This is a genomic window from Variovorax sp. V35 (assembly GCF_041154465.1).
Classification (GTDB): domain Bacteria; phylum Pseudomonadota; class Gammaproteobacteria; order Burkholderiales; family Burkholderiaceae_C; genus Variovorax; species Variovorax boronicumulans.
Genome location: NZ_AP028666.1, coordinates 3383970 through 3402781, shown reverse-complemented (window position 1 = coordinate 3402781; position 18812 = coordinate 3383970). Strand labels below are relative to the sequence as shown.

At 69.8% G+C, this 18812-nt stretch carries 18 protein-coding genes; 13 read left to right on the top strand and 5 right to left on the bottom strand.

The window, feature by feature from the left end; translation table 11 throughout:
• Positions 1-113 precede the first annotated feature (113 nt).
• The 3 genes from ACAM42_RS15695 to trmB are packed head-to-tail and all read left to right on the top strand — an operon-like array spanning position 114 to position 2878.
• Complete coding sequence (locus ACAM42_RS15695; protein WP_070060377.1) at positions 114-1196, top strand: NAD(P)/FAD-dependent oxidoreductase; 1083 nt, start codon at positions 114-116, stop codon at positions 1194-1196.
• Between the two features lie 6 nt (positions 1197-1202).
• Positions 1203-2108 carry a tRNA glutamyl-Q(34) synthetase GluQRS gene (gene gluQRS, locus ACAM42_RS15690; RefSeq protein WP_369632580.1) on the top strand — a complete coding sequence of 302 codons (906 nt, stop codon included), beginning with the start codon at positions 1203-1205 and terminating at the stop codon, positions 2106-2108.
• Complete coding sequence (gene trmB, locus ACAM42_RS15685; protein ID WP_369632579.1) at positions 2105-2878, top strand: tRNA (guanosine(46)-N7)-methyltransferase TrmB; 774 nt, start codon at positions 2105-2107, stop codon at positions 2876-2878. The genes gluQRS and trmB overlap by 4 nt, the downstream gene beginning before the upstream one ends.
• Positions 2879-2899: 21 nt before the next feature.
• On the opposite strand, the gene ACAM42_RS15680 is transcribed toward trmB, so the two are convergent.
• The gene (locus ACAM42_RS15680) at positions 2900-3403 is read right to left on the bottom strand and encodes an energy transducer TonB (RefSeq protein ID WP_369632578.1); all 504 of its coding nucleotides are present in this window, start codon (positions 3401-3403) and stop codon (positions 2900-2902) included.
• 186 nt (positions 3404-3589) lie between these two features.
• Here ACAM42_RS15680 and ACAM42_RS15675 point away from each other — a divergent pair, with 186 nt between their 5' ends.
• Positions 3590-4717, top strand: a complete 1128-nt coding sequence (locus ACAM42_RS15675) for an ABC transporter substrate-binding protein (RefSeq protein ID WP_369632577.1) — start codon at positions 3590-3592, stop codon at positions 4715-4717.
• 7 nt (positions 4718-4724) lie between these two features.
• Here ACAM42_RS15675 and ACAM42_RS15670 read toward each other — a convergent pair whose 3' ends face one another.
• Positions 4725-5603, bottom strand: coding sequence for a LysR family transcriptional regulator (locus tag ACAM42_RS15670; RefSeq protein ID WP_070060373.1), 879 nt, complete (start codon positions 5601-5603; stop codon positions 4725-4727).
• A 75-nt stretch (positions 5604-5678) separates the two neighbouring features.
• Here ACAM42_RS15670 and ACAM42_RS15665 point away from each other — a divergent pair, with 75 nt between their 5' ends.
• The gene (locus ACAM42_RS15665; RefSeq protein WP_369632576.1) at positions 5679-6254 is read left to right on the top strand and encodes a GNAT family N-acetyltransferase; all 576 of its coding nucleotides are present in this window, start codon (positions 5679-5681) and stop codon (positions 6252-6254) included.
• Entirely contained in the window at positions 6251-7774 is a 1524-nt protein-coding gene (locus tag ACAM42_RS15660) for an MFS transporter (RefSeq protein WP_369632575.1), read from the top strand. The genes ACAM42_RS15665 and ACAM42_RS15660 overlap by 4 nt, the downstream gene beginning before the upstream one ends.
• A 6-nt stretch (positions 7775-7780) precedes the next feature.
• On the opposite strand, the gene ACAM42_RS15655 is transcribed toward ACAM42_RS15660, so the two are convergent.
• Both ACAM42_RS15655 and ACAM42_RS15650 read right to left on the bottom strand, forming a co-directional pair.
• Positions 7781-8473 (bottom strand): alpha/beta hydrolase, encoded by a 693-nt coding sequence (locus ACAM42_RS15655; RefSeq protein WP_062478359.1) that lies wholly within the window; start codon positions 8471-8473, stop codon positions 7781-7783.
• 102 nt (positions 8474-8575) lie between these two features.
• Positions 8576-9298, bottom strand: a complete 723-nt coding sequence (locus ACAM42_RS15650; protein WP_369632574.1) for a Crp/Fnr family transcriptional regulator — start codon at positions 9296-9298, stop codon at positions 8576-8578.
• Between the two features lie 122 nt (positions 9299-9420).
• Here ACAM42_RS15650 and ACAM42_RS15645 point away from each other — a divergent pair, with 122 nt between their 5' ends.
• The 7 genes from ACAM42_RS15645 (at position 9421) to ACAM42_RS15615 (ending at position 17819) form a co-directional block, all read left to right on the top strand.
• Positions 9421-10011 carry an HD domain-containing protein gene (locus tag ACAM42_RS15645; RefSeq protein WP_139706971.1) on the top strand — a complete coding sequence of 197 codons (591 nt, stop codon included), beginning with the start codon at positions 9421-9423 and terminating at the stop codon, positions 10009-10011.
• Positions 10012-10031: 20 nt separating this feature from the next.
• Positions 10032-10799: a class II aldolase/adducin family protein gene (locus ACAM42_RS15640; RefSeq protein ID WP_070060369.1), complete on the top strand. Its 768-nt coding sequence runs from the start codon at positions 10032-10034 to the stop codon at positions 10797-10799.
• A 100-nt stretch (positions 10800-10899) separates the two neighbouring features.
• Positions 10900-11778, top strand: coding sequence for a bile acid:sodium symporter family protein (locus ACAM42_RS15635; RefSeq protein ID WP_070060368.1), 879 nt, complete (start codon positions 10900-10902; stop codon positions 11776-11778).
• 7 nt (positions 11779-11785) lie between these two features.
• Entirely contained in the window at positions 11786-12712 is a 927-nt protein-coding gene (locus ACAM42_RS15630) for a LysR family transcriptional regulator (RefSeq protein WP_369632573.1), read from the top strand.
• Positions 12713-12789: 77 nt separating this feature from the next.
• A complete protein-coding gene (gene tcuA, locus ACAM42_RS15625) occupies positions 12790-14217 on the top strand; it encodes an FAD-dependent tricarballylate dehydrogenase TcuA (RefSeq protein ID WP_369632572.1) in 1428 nt (475 codons plus the stop codon).
• Positions 14201-15439, top strand: coding sequence for a tricarballylate utilization 4Fe-4S protein TcuB (gene tcuB, locus ACAM42_RS15620; RefSeq protein ID WP_369632571.1), 1239 nt, complete (start codon positions 14201-14203; stop codon positions 15437-15439). The genes tcuA and tcuB overlap by 17 nt, the downstream gene beginning before the upstream one ends.
• 100 nt (positions 15440-15539) lie before the next feature.
• Positions 15540-17819, top strand: coding sequence for a glycoside hydrolase family 3 N-terminal domain-containing protein (locus ACAM42_RS15615; protein WP_369632570.1), 2280 nt, complete (start codon positions 15540-15542; stop codon positions 17817-17819).
• Between the two features lie 51 nt (positions 17820-17870).
• Here the strand turns inward: ACAM42_RS15615 and ACAM42_RS15610 are convergent, their stop codons facing one another.
• Positions 17871-18800 (bottom strand): LysR family transcriptional regulator, encoded by a 930-nt coding sequence (locus ACAM42_RS15610; protein ID WP_369632569.1) that lies wholly within the window; start codon positions 18798-18800, stop codon positions 17871-17873.
• Positions 18801-18812 lie beyond the last annotated feature (12 nt).

The window sequence follows — 18812 nt, the reverse complement described above, 5'->3', positions numbered from 1 at the left end:
CCACGCGATGACGGCGTCATAAGGGTCGCCCCCAGCCCGGGGACGCGCGCAGACCGAGGTAGAGTGTGCACGGCCTCCTCAGTCATCACCCTGTCAAAAGAAAAGAGTCCGCCATGCCCAAAGCCAAAGCCCGCGCCACCGCCGACCGCCACCGAACTCCCGCCGCCGCCCGCCATTTCGCCGTGATCGGCGCCGGCATTGCCGGCGTGGCCTGCGCCCGCACGCTGATGCAGGCCGGGCACCGTGTCACGGTGTTCGAACGCGAGGCCACGCCGGGCGGGCGGATGGCGAGCATCGACACCGCCTTCGGCCGCTTCGATAGCGGCGCCCAGTACTTCACCGTGCGCGATCCGCGCTTTGCCCAGGTGCTGGCCACCACGCCCGCGCTGTGCCGCCCCTGGAGTGCCAACCTCGTGCGCGTGCTCGATGCCCACGGCCGTGTGGCCGAGGCGGCGCTGCCCTCGCTGGAGCCGCACTGGGTCGCCCAGCCCGGCATGGACGCGCTCGTGGCCCACTGGGCCGCGCCGCTGGGCGAACACCTCGTCACCGGCACGCAGGTCACCCGCATCGAGCCCGACGCGCTCGACGCCACCCGCTGGCAGCTGCGCACCGCCGGCGCGGACGATTCGCAGCATGTGTACTCCGGCTTCGACGCCGTGCTGCTGGCCGTGCCGCCCGCACGCACCCGCGAACTGCTCGCCGGCGGCGACCGCTCGGCCACGCTGAGCCGCAAGATCGAACCCGTGCGCATCGCGCCCTGCTGGACGCTGATGATCGCCTTCCCCCAGGCCAACCAGGCCAACATGTCGCACCTCGGCCCGCAATGGAACGTGGCGCGCAGCACCCACCACCGCGTGGCATGGCTGGCGCGCGAATCGTCCAAGCCCGGCCGCGAGCGCGTCGAGCGCTGGACCCTGCAGGCCAGCGCCAAATGGTCGGAAGAACACCTGCGTGACACGCCCGCGCGCATCGAAGCCAAGCTGCTGCGCGCCTTCTCGGAGATCACCGGCATCCACGCCACGCCCAGCCACGCCAAGGCGCGCTGCTGGCCCGAAGCGCAGACGCAGGTGCCCGTGGGCCAGACCCACCTGTGGGACGCCAAGGCGCGCATCGGCATCGCCGGTGACTGGTGCATCGGCCATCGCGTGGAAGACGGTTTCGTTTCGGGCCTCTCGCTGGCCCTCGCAGTTCTTTAAGAAAGGATGCGGGCCACCGGCCGCTTCGCCCCCTCGCCCACCGGCCCGCTGCACGCCGGCTCGCTGGTGGCCGCGCTCGCGAGCTGGCTCGACGTGCGTGCGCGCGGCGACAGTGCGCGCTGGCTGGTCCGCATCGAGGACGCCGACACCGAGCGCTGCCTGCCCGGCATGGGCGAACACATCCTGCGGCAACTCGCCGACTGCGCGCTGCTTCCCGATGAACCGCCCGAGTGGCAGACGCAGCGCACCGCGCACTACGAGGCGGCGCTGGCCGCGCTGCAGGCGCGCGGCCTCACCTACCCCTGCGGCTGCTCGCGCAAGGACATCGACCTGGCCCTGGCCCGGCTCGGCCATGCGCACGAACGCCACGGCGAGCGCGTCTACCCCGGCACCTGCCGCGACGGCCTGCACGGCAAACCCGCGCGCGCCTGGCGCTTTGCCGCGCACCGCATGCCGACCGGCGACCTGCACTGGCACGACCGCCGCCTCGGCCCGCAGCATCAGGACGTGCAACGCGAGGTCGGCGACTTCGTGCTGCGCCGCGCCGACGGCCCCTGGGCCTACCAACTGGCCGTGGTGGTCGACGACGCCGAACAGGGCGTGACCGACGTGGTGCGCGGCGAGGACCTGGCCGACAACACGGCGCGCCAGATCCTGCTGCAGCAGGCGCTCGGCCTGCCCACGCCGAGCTACCTGCACACGCCGCTGGTGCGCGGCGCCGACGGCGACAAGCTCTCCAAGCAGAACGGCGCCATGGCCATCGACACCGCCACGCCGCAGGCCGCGCTGGCCGCGCTCGATGCCGCCGCGCGCGCGCTCGGGCTGCGCCCCGCGGCCGCCGCCCACTGCACCGCCGCCCTGGCCGGCTGGGTGCCCGAATGGCGCGATCTCTACAATTCGCGGCCCTCATGAACATTCCCGACACCGTGTCCAACGACCTCCCGCCCGGCGACGACCTGCCCGCATCCCCCGAAGACGACGCCACCGACGGCAAGCCGCACCCGCTGCACCGCCGGCTCAAGAGCTTCGTCAAGCGCGCCGGCCGCACCACCGACGGCCAAGCCCGCGCCTTCGCCGAGCTGGGCCCGCTGTTCCTCGTGCCCTACACGCCCGAGCGGCTCGACCTCGCGGCGGCCTTCGGCGGCCGCGTGGGCCCGACGGTGCTGGAGATCGGCTTCGGCATGGGCGAGGCCACAGCGCACATCGCCACGGTGCTGCCCGAGACCAACTTCCTGTGCTGCGAGGTGCACGAGCCCGGCGTGGGCGCGCTGCTCAAGCGCATCGGCGAGCAGTCGATCTCGAACATCCGCATCTGCGCGCACGACGCGGTCGACGTGATCGACCACATGCTGCAGCCCGGCACGCTGGCCGGCGTGCATGTGTTCTTTCCCGACCCGTGGCACAAGAAGCGCCACAACAAGCGCCGCCTGATCCAGCCCGAGTTCGTGACCAAGCTGGCGCAGCACCTGCGCCCCGGCGGCTACATCCACTGCGCCACCGACTGGCAGCCCTACGCCGAGCAGATGCTCGAAGTGCTGGGCGCCGAGCCGCTGCTGCGCAACACCGCGCCGGACACCGGCTACGCGCCCAAGCCGGCGTACCGCCCGCTCACCAAGTTCGAGAACCGCGGCCTCAAGCTGGGCCACGGCGTGTGGGACCTGGTGTTCGAAAAGCGCGCCTGAGCGCGCGTCACCTCCCCCCGCTCACTCGACGAGCTTGAAGCGGAACGGCAGCCGCATGCGGGCGCGCACCGCACGCCCGTCCGCGGTGCGCGCCGGGTCGAAGTGCCATCCCTTGAGCGAATCAGTCGCCGCCTGCGACAGCAGCGGGTGCGGCGAGCGTTCGACGCGGATGTCTTCGGGCTTGCCGTCCACGCCGACGAAGAAGGCCGTGACCACCAGGCCCTCGACGCCCTCTTCCACCAGCGCGGACGGATAGCTGGGATAGCGGCGCTGACGGATCACCGGCTCCGTCACGACAGCGTCCGCCGCAACGCGCGGATCGGCGCGCGGCGCCGCCATGAGGGTCGGCCCCGACGGCAATGCCATCGGCGGCCCCGCCAGTGGCAGCGGTGGCGGCTCGATCGTCGATGGCGACGGCAGGGGCGGCGGCTCGATCATCGGTTGCGGCGGCTGCGGCGCAGCCACGGGCACGAAGACCTCCGGCGCGGGCAGCGCCTTTTCCACCACCTTCGATGGGGGCGGCACGACGCACCCGGCGAGCGCCGCGCACATCCCTCCCAGAACCCAGGACACAGTTGTTTTCATCAGGGCAATTCTGGAGCACCCGCGCCTTCCGCCCTGGCCTCGAAATTGCTACACTTTTTTACTATTGTTAGCAAAAGGTAGCCAATGAACGCGTCTCGCAGGACATGGCTGGGAAAAGCCTCCGCAATGCTGCTTCTGGGAAGCGGCCTCGGCATCACCCGTCCCTTGCTGGCACAGACGCCACGCCCGGCCGCCGCCGGGGCCCGCGTCGTCCTGCTCGGCCAATCGGTGCCGCTCACCGGCAGCGCCAACGAGATCGGCAACGCCTTCGCGGCCGGCAGCCGGCTCGCCGTGAGCGACTTCAACACGCGCAACGCCGCCACCGGCCTGCAGCTGAAGCTGCTGCAGCTGGACGACGGCTATGACGCCGCGCGCGCCACCACCAACGCCCGCACCCTGCTGGGCGCGAACAAGGCCGACATGCTGTTCGGCTTTGTCGGCACCGCCAGCAGCGAAGCCGGCGCCAAGGTCGCCACGCAGCAGGGCAGCCTGCTGTTCGCGCCCTTTGCCGCGTCCGACACGCTGCGCGGCCCCGAGCATCCGAACGTGTTCCATGTGCGCCCCGGCATGATCGACGAGGCCCTCAAGATCGTGCGCCAGTGCGCCACGGTGGGGCAACAGCGCATCGCGCTGGTGGGCGACGACGATGCCATGGGCCGCGCCGGCCTGGCCGCCGTGCAGCAGGCCGTCACCGAACTCAAGCTGCCGCCGCTGGTCGCCAGCGCGCTGGTGCCCGCCGGTGCCGACAAGCTCGACGCCGCGCTGAAGAACGTGCAGCAGCAGACACCCCAGGCCATCGTGCTGGTGTCGCTCTCGGGCACCACGGCCAGCGCCATCCGCAAGCTGCGCAAGAGCGGCTACACGGGCAACTTCATGGCCTTCTCGATCGTCGGCATCGACCCGCTCTACGCCGAGCTGGGCAAGGACATCGGCGGCATCGTGATCTCGCAGGTGGTGCCCTCGCCGCGGCCCTCGGCCATTCCGATCGTCAAGGAGTACCTCGCGGCGGTCGACAACTCCGACCAGACCGCGTCGTACGAAGGGCTCGAGGGCTTCATCGCCGCCAAGGCCGCGGGTGAGGCCGTGCGCCGCGCGGGCCGCGGCTTCAACACCGCGACCCTGCAACGCACGATGACGGCCATGACCGACTACGACGTGGGCGGCTTTCGCATCAACCTGCGCCCGGGCCTGCGCGACAACGTGCGCAGCATCGATCTCATCAGCATCTCGGCCGACGGTCGCGTCCTGCGCTGACGACGCCTCACACGGCGCTGTCGCGCAGCAGCTCGGTGAAGCGCTGCTGCACATACAGCGCCGTCGCGCCGAGCGGGCGTCCCTGCAGCCACAGCATGCGCACCGACAGCCGAGGCAAGGCCAGCGACGGGCACGGCACTTCCTTCAGCGCCTTGCTGAAGCCTTCGTAGCGCGCGATGTTGATGGGCAGCACGGCCCAGCCCAGGTTGTCGGCCACCATCTCGGCCGTGCTGTAAAAGCTGTCGGAGCGCCACACGCGCGGGCTGTAGGCCACCTCGTGCACGTCGTCCGCGTGCATCAGCAGCTGGCGTTGCCGCGCCAGGTCCTGGCGCCGCACCGTGCGGCCGTCGGCCAGCGGGTGGTCGCTGGCCACGAACACGCCCTGGCGCACGCTGCCGATGTGGCGCTGGTCGAAGCTGGCGCGCACCGGGCCGCGGTCGAAGTGAAAGGCCACGCTGGCGCGCTCCTGCTCGACGTAGTCGGCCACCTCGGTCGCAGTGCCGTTCAAGAGCGTGAGTTCGAGGCTCGGAAACTTCACCGACAGCTCGCGCATCAGCGTGCCGATGGCGGTGTACGGCAGGGCTTCGTCCAGCGCCAGCGACAGCGCGGCCTCGTCACCTTCGTGCAGCGAGCGGGCGCGCTGGTCGAGCTGCTCGGCCTGCCGCAGCAGCTCGCGTGCTTCGAGCAGCAGCACCCGGCCCGCGTCGGACAGCTGCGCGTTGCGGCGCGAGCGGTCGAACAGCGCCACGCCGAGGTCGACTTCGAGCAGCCCGATGGCGGTGCTCACGGCCGACTGGGCCTTGCCCAGGTGGCGCGCCGCGGCCGAAAACGAACCGCACTCGGCGGTCGTCACGAACTGGCGCAATTGGTCGACGGTCCATTCCATTTCGGCCACCCACTCATCTATTTATCAGATGGATTTCATCTTTATTCATTCATTTTAATGGCGCAACATGGCGCCATGACGAATGCAAACAACAAGACGACACCGGCGTTCGAACTGAGCTGGTGCAGCGATCCTTCCCAGGCGCAGGCGTTGACCGCCCTGTTCCTGCAGCAACTTTCCCCTTCCTACATCTCGCACTCCGAGTTGCAGGAGCAGCGCGCCGTGGCCCTGGGCGAATGGCGCGCCGACCTGCCCGCCGTCTTCATGGCGCAAGTGCGCGAGACCCTCGCGCTGGACCCGGCCACCGCCCACGCACGCGTGGCCGTCGCGCAAGCCGACGGCGCTCTGGCCGGCTTCGCGCTGGTGTCCATCGACGACACCCGCCGCGCCGCGCGCAGCTTCGCGACGCTCGACGACCTGGTCGTCGACGCGCGCTTCCAGGGCATGGGCCTGGGCGGGCAGCTGTTCGACTGGGTCTGCGCCGAGCTGCAGCGCCGCGGCATCCAGCGTCTCTTTCTCGAAAGCGGCATCGGCAATACCCGCGCGCACGACTTCTTCCACGCCCGCGGCTGCGAGACGGTCTCGGTGACGATGCTCAAGGAACTGGACGGCGCCACCGCACAGTCGCACGCCCGGAGGGCCACGCCATGAACGGCTTGAACCCCACCGCCAAGAAATGGATCACGCTCGGCATCGTCTCGATGGCGCTGCTGCTGATCGTGGTCGACATGACCGTGCTCTACACCGCGCTGCCCACGCTCACGCACGATCTGGCCGCCTCGGCCACCGAGAAGCTCTGGATCCTCAATGCCTACACCGTGGTCGTCTCCGGCTTCCTGCTGGGCATGGGCGCGCTGGGCGACCGCGTGGGCTACCGGCGCATGTTCGTCGCGGGTCTTTCCGTGTTCGGCGTGGCCTCGCTGTGCGCGGCCTACGCGCCGAACCCGGCCGTCCTCATCGCCGCGCGGGCCCTCTTGGGCGTGGGCGCGTCGATGATGATGCCGGCCACGCTGGCGATCCTGCGGCTGGTGTTCACCGACGAGCGCGAGCGCGCCGTGGCCATCGGCGTGTGGGCCTCGGTGGCCTCGGGCGGCGCGGCGCTCGGGCCGGTCGTGGGCGGCGTGCTGCTCGAGTACTTCTGGTGGGGTTCGGTGTTCCTCATCAACGTGCCCGTGGTGGTGCTCGCGCTGGTGCTGGCCCTGTGGCTGCTGCCAACGCAGCAGAACACCGGCACGCGCCCGTGGGACTTCATCGGCTCGGTGCAGGTGCTGGCGGGGCTGGTCTTCCTCGTGCTGACCATCAAGGAACTCACCAAGTTCGCGCCCTCGGTCACGACAGCCGCCATCACCGGCGCACTCGCCGCGGTGGCCATGGCCCTGTTCGTTCGGCGCCAGCGGCGCAGCAGCGCACCGCTGATCGACTTCCGCCTGTTCCGCAACGCCTACTTCTCGGGCGGCGTGATCGCGGCCATCGTGGCCTCGGTGGCGCTGATCGGTGTCGAGCTGGTGTTCAGCCAGCGGCTGCAGCTCGTGGTCGGCCTCACGCCGCTGCAAGCCGGTCTCACCCTGCTGCCGCTGCCGCTGGCCGCCTTCGTGGCGGGGCCGCTCGCGGGCCTGCTGCTGGCACGCATCGGCTCGCGCCCCGTCATCCTGGGCGGCCTCGTGACCACGGCGCTGGCGCTGTGCGCGCTGGCACTGGCGGTCGATGCCGGGGGCCTGCTCAAGCCGGCCATCCTGGTGCTGCTGGGGCTGGGCGTGGGCGCGACCATCACGGCGGCGTCCAACGCGGTCATGAACAACGCGCCCGTGGAACACGCCGGCATGGCGGCGTCGATCGAAGAGGTGTCATACGAACTCGGCGGCGTGCTGGGCATCGCGCTGCTGGGCAGCGTGCTCTCGGCGAGCTACACGGCCGCGCTGGTGATTCCCGACGGCCTGGCCGTGCCGGCCTCGGCCAGCGACAGCATCGATGCCGCGCTGCTGGCCGCCGAGACGCTGCCCGCGCCCATCGCCTCGCAGCTCGTGGCGCTCGCGCACACGGCCTTCGACCAGGCCTTCTTCTCGGTGATGGGCGTGGCCGTGGCGATCGTGATTGCAGCGGCCTGCGCCGTGGCGTTCCTCGGCTGGCGGGCCCGCCCGACGGCTGCGCAGCGCACCGAGCGCTGCGCGTAGCCGGCCTCAGGCAGCGCTCGCGGCTTCGTCGATGAGCGCCGCCACGGCCTGCGGCTGCGAGGCCAGCGAGGCGTGGCTGGCCGCCAGTGTGATGACCTTCTTCGCGCCCAGGCGCGCCGACATGCGCTCCTGGTTCACCGGCGAGATCATGCGGTCCTCGCTCGAGATCTGGTACCACGACGGCTTCTTCTTCCAGGCCGGCGCCGTGATGGTGTCGCCGAAGGTGCTGGCCAGCGGCGCCTTCTGCGTGAGGCCCATCACCAGGCCTTCTTCGGCGCTCAGGTCCTGGCAGAAGCTCTCGTGGTATTTCTCGGGGATCACCCACAGGTAGCCGTCGCTGTCGGGTGCCAGGTTGGGCACGGCCACGGGCGGATGCTCCTGCGTGATGCCGCCGGGGCTTTCGCCCGCGTCGGGTGCGAAGGCGGCGATGTAGACCAGCCCCACCACGTTGGGCAGGTCGCCGGCCTGCGTGATCACCGCGCCGCCGTACGAGTGGCCGACCAGCAGCACGGGCCCCTGCACCTGCGCCACCATCTTGCGCGTGCGCTCGGCGTCGTCGGCCAGCGAAGTCAGCGGCAGCTCGACCGCGCGGATGGCCGTGTGACCCTTGCGCAGCAGCTCCACGATGACGTTGTGCCAGTGCGCCGCACCACCCCAGAAACCATGGACCAGGACGACCGTCGGTTTGTTGTTGCTCATGATTCGCCACCTTCCAGTGAAGAAATAAGACACCGGGCCGCCGGAATGACGGGCCGGGAAAGTCTTATACGCCTGCGCCCTGCCCGCGCTGTGACAAGACCCTCAGCCCGTGCGCACCAGCCCCTGCAGCGCCTCGAGCGACAGCAGCACGATGCGCCCGTAGCCCAGCGACACCGCGCCCTCGGTGGCCAGCGCATTGAGCTCCTTGGACAGCGTCTGGCGCGTCACGCCGAGCATCATGGCCAGCGCCTCCTGCGACAGCATGAGCTCGTGCCGCAGGTGCACCGACTGCGTGGCGTCGCCGCGCGCCAGCACCAGCAGCCGGTGCGCCACGCGCGCACGCAGGCTCCGCAAGGTGGCGTCTTCCGCCAGGCCGTAGAGCATGCGCACGCGCGCGGCCAGCATGGCCGCGATGGCGTTGGAAAACACCACGTCGCGCATCTGCCGCACGAAGGCCTCGGGCGGCACCACCAGCAGGTCGAGCGCTTCGAGCGCGGTGGCGTCGTGCGTGCGCGGCGAGCCGTCGATGAGCGTGATCTCGCCGAACCAGTTGCCCGGCTCCAGCACGGCCAGGATGGCCTCGCGCCCGTCCTGGCGCAGCGACGAGATCTTGATCGTGCCCGCCACCAGCCCGTAGAAGCCGCCACCCGCCGCATGGATCGGGTCGCCCTGGCGGAACACCATGGTGCCGCGCCGCACATGCAGCAGCTCGGCCGCGCCCAGCAGCGCGTCGCGTTGCGCGCGAGGCATGCTTGTGAACCAGGGGTTGCCGTCGAGCGCGGCGCGGTGCGCGGCCGACAGGCGCGGCTTGGTCGAGGTGGCCATGGAGGGAAAAAAGGCGCCTGAGGCGGGTTTACCAGAACCTCGCATTGTCAAATTCTTGACAGTTGAAGGTCAAGCGCAGGTCTACAGTGGCCGCCATCCCCCAAGAACGGAGACCCCACACGATGAACGCACGGGCAAGTTTCAAGCGCATGCAGGACAGCACGCGCGAAGACTGGCAACTGATCGGCGGCGAGTTCATGCAGTTCGCGGGCGGCCTGCCCGCGCGCGTGATCAAGCACCTGCAGATCCTCGAAGGCGACTACGGCGGCTTTCCGGTCGACCGCTACACGCACTCGCTGCAGACCGCCACGCGCGCGCTGCGCGACGGCCGCGACGAGGAGTACGTGGTGTGCGCGCTGCTGCACGACATCGGCGACACGCTGGGCAGCTTCAACCATCCCGACATCGCCGCGGCCATCCTCAAGCCCTTCGTGAGCGAGGCCAACCACTGGATGGTGCAGAACCACGGCATCTTCCAGGGCCACTACTTCTTCCATCACATCGGGCTGGACCGCGACATGCGCGACAGCTTCAAGGACCACCCGCACTACGAGCGCACCGCCGAGTTCTGCGCGCTCTACGACAACCCGGCCTTCGACCCCAAGGCCGAGACCCTGCCCATCAGCGAGTTCGAGCCCATGCTGCGCCGCCTGATGGCGCAGCCCAAGCAGAGCGTCTACAAGACGGTGCTGCAAGAGCCGACCACCGCTTGATCAAGACAAAGGACACCCCCATGAACGCCACCTCCGCCTCCGAAATCCAGAAGCTCGTCTCCGCCGAAGAATGGCAGCTGCGCGTCGACCTCGCCGCCTGCTACCGCCTGGTGGCGCTGTACGGCTGGAGCGACCTCGTCTTCACGCACATCAGCGCGCGCGTGCCCGGCCCCGAGCACCACTTCCTGATCAACCCCTACGGCCTGATGTTCGACGAGATCACGGCCTCGAGCCTGGTCAAGGTCGACCAGCAGTGCAACAAGATCATCGACTCGCCCTACCCCGTGAACCCGGCCGGCTTCGTGATCCACAGCGCCGTGCATGCCGCGCGCGAAGACATCCAGTGCGTGCTGCACACCCACACCCGGGCCGGCATCGCCGTGAGCGCACAGAAGAACGGCGTGCTGCCCATCAGCCAGCAGTCGACCTTCGTGCTGGCCTCGCTGGCCTACCACGACTACGAAGGCGTGGCCTTCCGAGACGACGAGAAGCCGCGCTTGCAGGCCGACATGGGCCATGCCAACTTCCTCATGCTGCGCAACCACGGCCTGCTGACCTGCGGCAAGACCATTGCCGACGCCTTCCTTTCGATGTACACCTTCGAGAACACCTGCCAGATCCAGATCGCCGCGCAGGCCGGCGGCGGTGAACTCACGCACGTGGACCCGAGGATCATCGACGGCGTGGGCCAGGCCATGAAGGTGCAAAGCGGCGGCCTGGGCGGCATGTTCGTCTGGCCTTCGCTGATCCGCAAACTCGACCGCATCGACGACAGCTACAAACAATAAGACAGACGTCGATCCCGGTTTCCACGGCTGCCAGCGCCCGCGCGACGGGTGCCGGCAGCCATTTTTTTAAGCAGAAGAAGCAAAGAGGAGACACCACCGCATGGACACCACGCTCATCGTGACCCGGTTCCTGTTCGGCGCGCTCGCGCTCGTGATGTTCGGGCTGGGGCTGTCGCTCTCGCTCGAGGATTTCCGGCGCCTGTTCAAGCACCCGAAGGCCGTGACCATCGCGCTCGTGCTGCAGGTCATCGGCCTGCCGCTGGCCTGCTACGCGATCATCGTGGGCTTCGGCCTGTCGCCGGTGTTCGCCATTGGGCTCATGCTGCTGGCGGCCTCGCCGGGCGGCATCTCGGCCAACCTGTTCTCGCACCTGTTCGGTGGCAACGTGGCGATGAACATCTCGCTCACGGCCGTGAACACCCTGCTGTCGATCGTCACGCTGCCGCTCATCGCCAACTGGGCCATCGGCCATTTCGCGCAAAGCGGCCAGGTGGTGCCGCTGCAGACGCGCAAGCTGGTCGAGGTGATCGCCATCGTGCTGGTGCCGGTGGCCATCGGCATGGTGGTCGCGTCGCGAAAGCCCGGCTTCGCGGCGCGCATGGAAAAGCCGACCAAGATCTTCAGCGCCGTGGTGCTCGCGGTGGTCACGGTGCTGGCCATCGCCAACGAGTGGAAGAACATCACCACCACCTTCGCCGAGATCGGCGTGCCGGTGCTGCTGTTCAACCTCGTGAGCCTGCTGGCCGGCTACTACCTGAGCCGCGCGGCCGGCCTGGACAAGCCGCTGGCCACCGCCATCAGCTACGAGATCGGCATCCACAACTCCACGCTCGCCATCTTCATCGCAGTGAGCGTGCTGGGGAGCTTTCCGCTCGCGCTGCCGGCGGCCATCTACTCGGTCGTGATGTACATCACCGCCCCACTGTTCGGATGGCTGTTGCTGCGGCGCGGCCAGCCCGCCGCCGTGCCTGCGCCATGATGCGCGGATGGAACTGAGACAACTGCGCTACTTCGTCAAGGTCTGCGAGCTGCGCAGCATGGGCCGCGCGGCCGTGGAGCTGGGGGTGGTCACCTCGGCGCTGAGCCAGCAGATCAGCCGGCTCGAAAGCGAACTCTCGACCCGCCTGCTGCGCCGCCATTCGACCGGCGTCATGCCCACCGACGCCGGCCTGGCCTTCCTGCACCAGGCGCAGCTCACCCTGCGCCACGCCGACGACGCGGTGCGCGCCGCGCAGCAGGCGCGGCTGTCGGGCCATGTGAGCGTGGGCCTGGCGCCCACCACCGCCACCGTGCTGGGCGTGCCGCTGATGCAGGCCATGCAGGCGCGCTACCCCGAGGTGCGGCTGCACATGGTCGAGGCGCTGTCGGGTCACCTCACGACGATGCTGCATGCGCGCCAGCTCGACCTGGCCGTGCTGTTCCAGACCGACACGCCGCGGCGCTGGAGCGTGTCGCCGCTGCTGGCCGAAAAGCTCTTCGTGATTGCCTCGCCCACCCTCACGCCGCGCCCCACGGGCAAGAAGGTGCGCCTGTCGCAGCTGGCCGAGGTGCCGCTGATCCTGCCCAGCGGCAGCCACGGCCTGCGCGCCACGCTGATGGCCGCCTTTGCGCGGGCGCGCGTGGCGCCGCGCATCGTGGCCGAGGTCGACGGCCTGGCGCTGCTGATGGACGCGGTGCGCGCCGGCCACGGCGCCACCATCCAGCCCGGCGCCGCCACGGCGCGGCACGACCGCGACGACCTCGAACTCACGCAGATTGCCGACGCGCATGTCGGGCGCCGCAACCTGCTCGTGAGCCTGTCGGACGACGAGCTTTCGCCCGCCGCGCTGGCCGCGCGCGTGGTGGTCGCCGAAACGGCGCGCACGCTGGTCAGTGAAGGCCGCTGGGCCGGCGCAAGTCTTCTCGAAAGCTGAACACCTGTTGCCTCTTTCGGCCTTTCGCGTGAAGGCCATGCTCCCTAAAGTCTCCGGCATTCCAAGGAGACCCACGAGTGATAGACGTACTGGTTGTCGGTGGCGGCAATGCCGCGCTGTGCGCCGCGCTGATGGCGCGCGAGGCCGGCGCTTCGGTGCTGCTGCTGGAGGCCTCGCCCAAAGAATGGCGCGGCGGCAATTCGCAGCACACCCGCAACCTGCGCTGCATGCACGACGCGCCGCAGGACGTGCTGGTCGATGCCTACCCTGAAGAGGAGTACTGGCAAGACCTGCTGAAGGTGACCGGCGGCCTCACCGACGAGCGCCTCGCGCGCCTCGTGATCCGCGCCTCGTCGAACTGCCGCGACTGGATGCGCCGCCACGACGTGCGCTTCCAGCCGCCGCTGTCGGGTGCGCTGCACGTGGCGCGCACCAACGCCTTCTTCATGGGTGGCGGCAAGGCGCTCGTCAACGCCTACTACCGCAGCGCCGAAAGGCTCGGCGTGCAGATCCGCTACGACACGCCCGTGGCCTCGGTCGAACGCGACGGCGAGCGCTTCGTGGCCGTGCGCACCGAGGCCGGCGAGCGCATCGAAGCCAGGAGCTGCGTGCTCGCCTCGGGCGGCTTCGAATCGAACCGCGAATGGCTGCGCGAAGCCTGGGGGCAAAACGAACGCGGCGAGTGGCCGGCCGACAACTTCCTCATCCGCGGCACGCGCTTCAACCAGGGCGTGCTGCTCAGGCACATGATCGACGCGGGCGCCGACAGCATCGGCGATCCGTCGCAGGGCCACATGGTGGCCATCGATGCGCGCGCCCCGCTGTACGACGGCGGCATCTGCACGCGCATCGATTGCGTGTCGCTCGGCGTGGTGGTCAACCGCGAGGCGCGGCGCTTCTACGACGAGGGCGAGGACTTCTGGCCCAAGCGCTATGCGATCTGGGGCCGCCTCGTGGCGCAGCAGCCGGGGCAGATCGCGTGGTCGGTCATCGACCAGCAAGCGGTCGGGCGCTTCATGCCGCCGGTGTTTCCCGGCACGCAGGCCGGCTCGCTCGGCGAGCTGGCACAGAAGATCGGGCTGGACGAAGCCACCTTCGTACGCACCGTGCAGGACTACAACGCCGCCTGCCGCGTCGGCCGCTTCGATCACGCGGCGCTGGACGACTGCCACACCGAAGGCCTCGCGCCCGCCAAGACGCACTGGGCGCGCCCGATCGACACCGCGCCCTTCTACGCCTACCCCGTGCGCCCCGGCATCACCTTCACCTACCTGGGCCTCAAGGTGGACGAAACCGCCGCCGTGCGCTTCGGTGGACGCCCGAGCCCCAACCTCTTCGTGGCCGGCGAAATGATGGCGGGCAACGTGCTGGGCCAGGGCTACACGGCCGGCGTCGGCATGAGCATCGGCACGGCCTTCGGCCGCATCGCCGGCACGCAGGCAGCGAAGGCCGCCAAGAACATTTCGAAGAATTCCCCGGAGGCCGCCCTTGCAGCAGCTCACTGACCTCGTCGCACGCGCCCGTGCGGATGCCGATGGCATCGGCAGCACCCCGTCGCCATCGCAGCGCGTGATCCCGATCCAGCCCGCCCTTCCGCTCACCGTCTCCGAGGGCGAGGTCGCGCGCATCCTGCAGATCTGCAACGCCTGCCGCTACTGCGAGGGCTTCTGCGCCGTGTTCCCCGCCATGACGCGCCGGCTCGAGTTCGGCAAGGCCGACACGCACTACCTCGCCAACCTGTGCCACAACTGCGGCGCCTGCCTGCATGCCTGCCAGTACGCGCCGCCGCACGAGTTCGCCGTGAACGTGCCGCAGGCGATGGCGCAGGTGCGCCTGCAGACCTACCACGACTACGCCTGGCCGCCCGCGATGGGTGCGCTCTACAAACGGGCCGGGCTCACCGTCGCGCTGGCACTGGCGGGCGGGCTCGCGCTGTTCCTCGTGTTGGCCGTTGCGATGTCGGGTTCGCTCGTGCACGCGCCGCTCGCGGGCAACTTCTACGCGATCTTTCCGCACAATTTCCTCGCGCTGGTGTTCGGCGCGGTGTTCCTGTTCGTGATGTTCGCGCTGGCCATGGGCACGCGCCGCTTCTGGCGCGAGGTCTCGCCCGCGAACGACCCGGGCAACGCGCCCGACCTGCCGGGCGTGCGCCGCGCAGCCAGCGCCGAAGCCGCCCACGACGCGCTGCGCCTGACCTACCTCGATGGCGGCCATGGCGAAGGCTGCAACAACGCCGACGACCGCTTCACGCTCTGGCGCCGGCGCTTCCATCACTTCACCTTCTACGGCTTCATGCTGTGCTTCGCCTCCACCTGCGTGGCGACGCTGTACCACTACCTGTTCGACCTGCACGCGCCCTATGCGCTCACGAGCCTGCCCGTGCTGCTGGGCACCACGGGCGGCATCGGCCTCGTGATCGGCCCTGTCGGCCTGCTGTGGCTCAACCTGCGGCGCCATGCCGCGCACGGCGACGTGGCGCAGCGGCCGATGGACCGCGGCTTCATCGCGTTGCTGTTGCTCACGAGCCTCACGGGCCTGGCCCTGCTGGCCTGGCGCGACACCCGCTTCATGGCGCTGCTGCTGGCGGTGCACCTGGGCGTGGTGATGGCGCTCTTTCTCACGCTGCCCTACGGCAAGTTCGCACACGGCGTCTTCCGCTGCGCGGCGCTGCTGAAGTTCGCGATCGAGAAGCGACTGCCCAGCCGGTTGCGGCTGGGTGCGGACTGACCGGCAGGGCCTGAAGAGACCAAGGTCGGACAAGGCCCTACGCCCAGGGCGGAAACCCGCTGGCCGGGGCGGGCGGGCGTTGTCTGCAGAATAGGCGGCCATGCATGTTCGAAAAGCCGCCGTTCTCGCCCTCGTCCTGTCCGCCCTCTCCCTCCCCGCCATCGCGGCGTCCATTCCCAAAGACCTGAAGCCCTCCGACGCCGCCGAAGCCCGCATCGAATCGCTGATCGCGCGCATGACGCTGCAGGAAAAGGCCGGCCAGCTCAGCCTCTACGGCCCGGCCGACATCAACATCCCGAACAACCCGCAGGCCGGCTGGCGCAACGGGCAGCAGGAGACCGAGGACGTACGCAATGGGCGGCTCACGGGCCTGTTCAACAACGCCGGCCTCGAGGGCAAGCGGCGGCTGCAGCAGGTGGCGGTGCGCGAGTCGCGGCTGGGCATTCCGCTGATCTTCGGCGCCGACGTGATCCACGGCTTTCGCACCATCTTCCCGATGCCGCTGGCCGAGGCCTCGAGTTGGGAGCCCGCGCTGGCCGAGCGCACCGCGCGCGCGGCGGCGGTCGAGGCCACGGCCGACGGCTTTCGCTGGACCTTCGCGCCCATGGTCGACATCGCGCGCGATGCGCGCTGGGGCCGCGGCCTCGAAGGCGTGGGCGAAGACCCGTACCTCGCACGCCAGTTCGCGGCGGCGCGCGTGCGCGGCTTCCAGGGCAGCAGCCTCGCGAACGCCGACTCGATGCTGGCCACGCCCAAGCACTTCGCGGCCTACGGCGCGGCCGAGGGCGGGCTCGACTACAACACGAGCGAAATCTCCGAGCGCACGCTGCGCGAGGTCTACCTGCCGCCGTTTCGCGCAGCCCTCGATGCGGGCGCGCTGTCGGTCATGAGCGCCTTCAACGAGATCGGCGGCGTGCCCTCGACCGCCAACCCCGCGCTGCTCACCGGCGTGCTGCGCGACGAGTGGAAGTTCAAGGGCTTCGTGGTGTCGGACTACACGGCCGACGAAGAGCTCATCGAGCACGGCCATGCCGCCAACGGCCGCGAGGCCGCCAAGCTGGCCTTCATGGCGGGCACCGACGTGAGCATGCAAAGCGGCCTGTACATCCGCCACCTGCCCGACCTCGTGGCCTCGGGCGAGGTGCCGATGGCGCGGCTCGACGAGGCCGTGCGGCGCGTGCTGCGGGTCAAGCTCAAGCTCGGCCTCTTCGACGACCCGATGCGCGGCCTCGACGGCCCGCCGGCCGCACAGCGCGTGGAGAACCCCGAGTTCATCGCGCTGGCCCGCGAGAGCGCGCGCCGCTCCATCGTGATGCTGAAGAACGAGGGCCAGTTGCTGCCGCTCGCGAAAACCGGCCCGCAGAAGATCGCGCTGATCGGCCCCTTCGCCGAAGGCACGAAGGACCTGATGGGCTCCTGGAGCCTGTTCCCGGGCCAGTCCGCGCCCGTGGGCATCGACGAGGGCCTGCATGCTGCGCTGGGCACCGAGGCCTCGCGGCTGACCGTCACGCGCGGTGCGAACGTCGAATCGCCGCTGCCCGGCGGCATCGAAGCCGCCGTGGCCGCCGCGCGCGAGGCCGATGTGGTGGTGCTGGCCATCGGCGAGAGCCAGAAGATGTCGGGCGAGTCGCGCTCGCGCAGCGACATCGGCTTGCCGCAGGCCCAGCAGGACCTGGCCGAGGCCGTGGCCGCCACCGGCAAGCCGGTGGTCGTGCTGCTGAGCAACGGCCGCGCGATGGCGCTCAAGGGGGCCGTGCGCGATGCGCGCGCCATCCTCGTGACCTGGTTCCTCGGCGTGCAGACCGGCCACGCGATCGCCGACGTGGTGTTCGGCGACGCCAACCCCTCGGGCCGCCTGCCTGTGAGCTTTCCGCAGACCGCCGGCCAGGTGCCCTACTACTACGCCCACAAGCGCACCGGCCGCCCCTCGCCCGAAAGCGCACCGGGCACGGCCTTCAAGACCCGCTACCTGGACGCGACGAACGAGGCGCTGTACCCCTTCGGTTTCGGCATCGGCTATGCGCCGGTGCGCTACGACCAGGTCGAGCTGAGCACGGACCGCCTCGCCATTGGCAATACCCTGCGCGTGCGCGCGACCGTCACCAACACGGGGACACGCGAGGCGGAAGAAGTGGTGCAGCTGTATCTGGCGCAGCGCGCCGCGAGCGTGACGCGGCCGGTGCGCGAGCTGAAGAATTTCCGCAAGGTGCGGATTGCGCCGGGTGCTTCGGAGGTGGTCGAGTTCGCTGTCGGCAATGACGACCTGCAGTTTCTGGGGCGGGACATGAAGCCTGTGGTCGAGCCGGGTGAGATCGATCTGTGGGTGGCGCCTTCTGCTGCGGGCGGGATTCAGAAGCGCTTCGTGCTGACGCGCGAGTGAGCTGACGCGCGAGCCGACTCCTTCAGCCCCTCAGTCGTCGCACCGCACCGGTCACAGCACACGCTGCGACAGCGCCGACGAAAAAAGCTGCGCCCCTTCGCTACGCAGCAAGGTCACGAGGCGCCGCGCCGCCGGCGACAGGTAGCCCTCCTTGCGGTACGTGACGCCCAGGTGGCGGCGCAGCGTGGTCTCCTTGAGCGGCACTTCGCGCAGCGTGCCTTCGCGCCCGGCCGCGCCAAGCGTGTGGCGCGACAGGAAGCTCAGCAGGTCGGTACGCGAGATCAGGCGCGGCAGCAGCGGGATCGAGTTCGCGTTGACCTGCACTGCGGGCAGCGGCAGCCCGCGCGACTGGAAGGCCGCGTCGAGCCACTGGCGGCTGGGAATGGGGTCGGCGGGCAGCACCCAGCGCCATTGCAGGAGCGACTTCATCGTGATCTTCGACAGCTCGAACACGGGGTGCTGCGGACTGGCGGCGACCACCACCACATCCTCGACGATGGAATGCGTGACGAAGGCCGGATCGTGCTCGGGCATGAGGCCGATCAAGAGGTCGATGGCGCCTTCGCGCAGCCGCTCGCGCAGCGCCATGCTGGGCGCGACGGTGATGTCGATGCGCGTGTCGCCGGCCTCGGCCAGCAGCAGGTTGCACACCTCGGGCAGCACGTGGTCCGCCGCGATGGGCCCGCTGCCGATGCGCACGTGGCCCGCGTTGCCCTTGGCGAAATCGCTCACCTCGCGCAGCGCCTCTTCCGTGGCGCCGCGCAGCAGCCGGGCGCGCGCGAGCAGCACCTCGCCCACCGCCGTGAGCTGGATGCCCCGACCCTTGCGCTCGAACAGCGCGCTGCCGAAGGCCTCCTCGAGCCGCTGCACCGCCTTGGTCAGCGCGGGCTGCGTGCGCCCGAGCTTGTCGGCGGCCTGGCCCAGGTGGCCGGTGTCGGCGACCACCTCGAAATATTTCAGGTCGCGCAACTGGATGTCCATTCATAGCTCCGA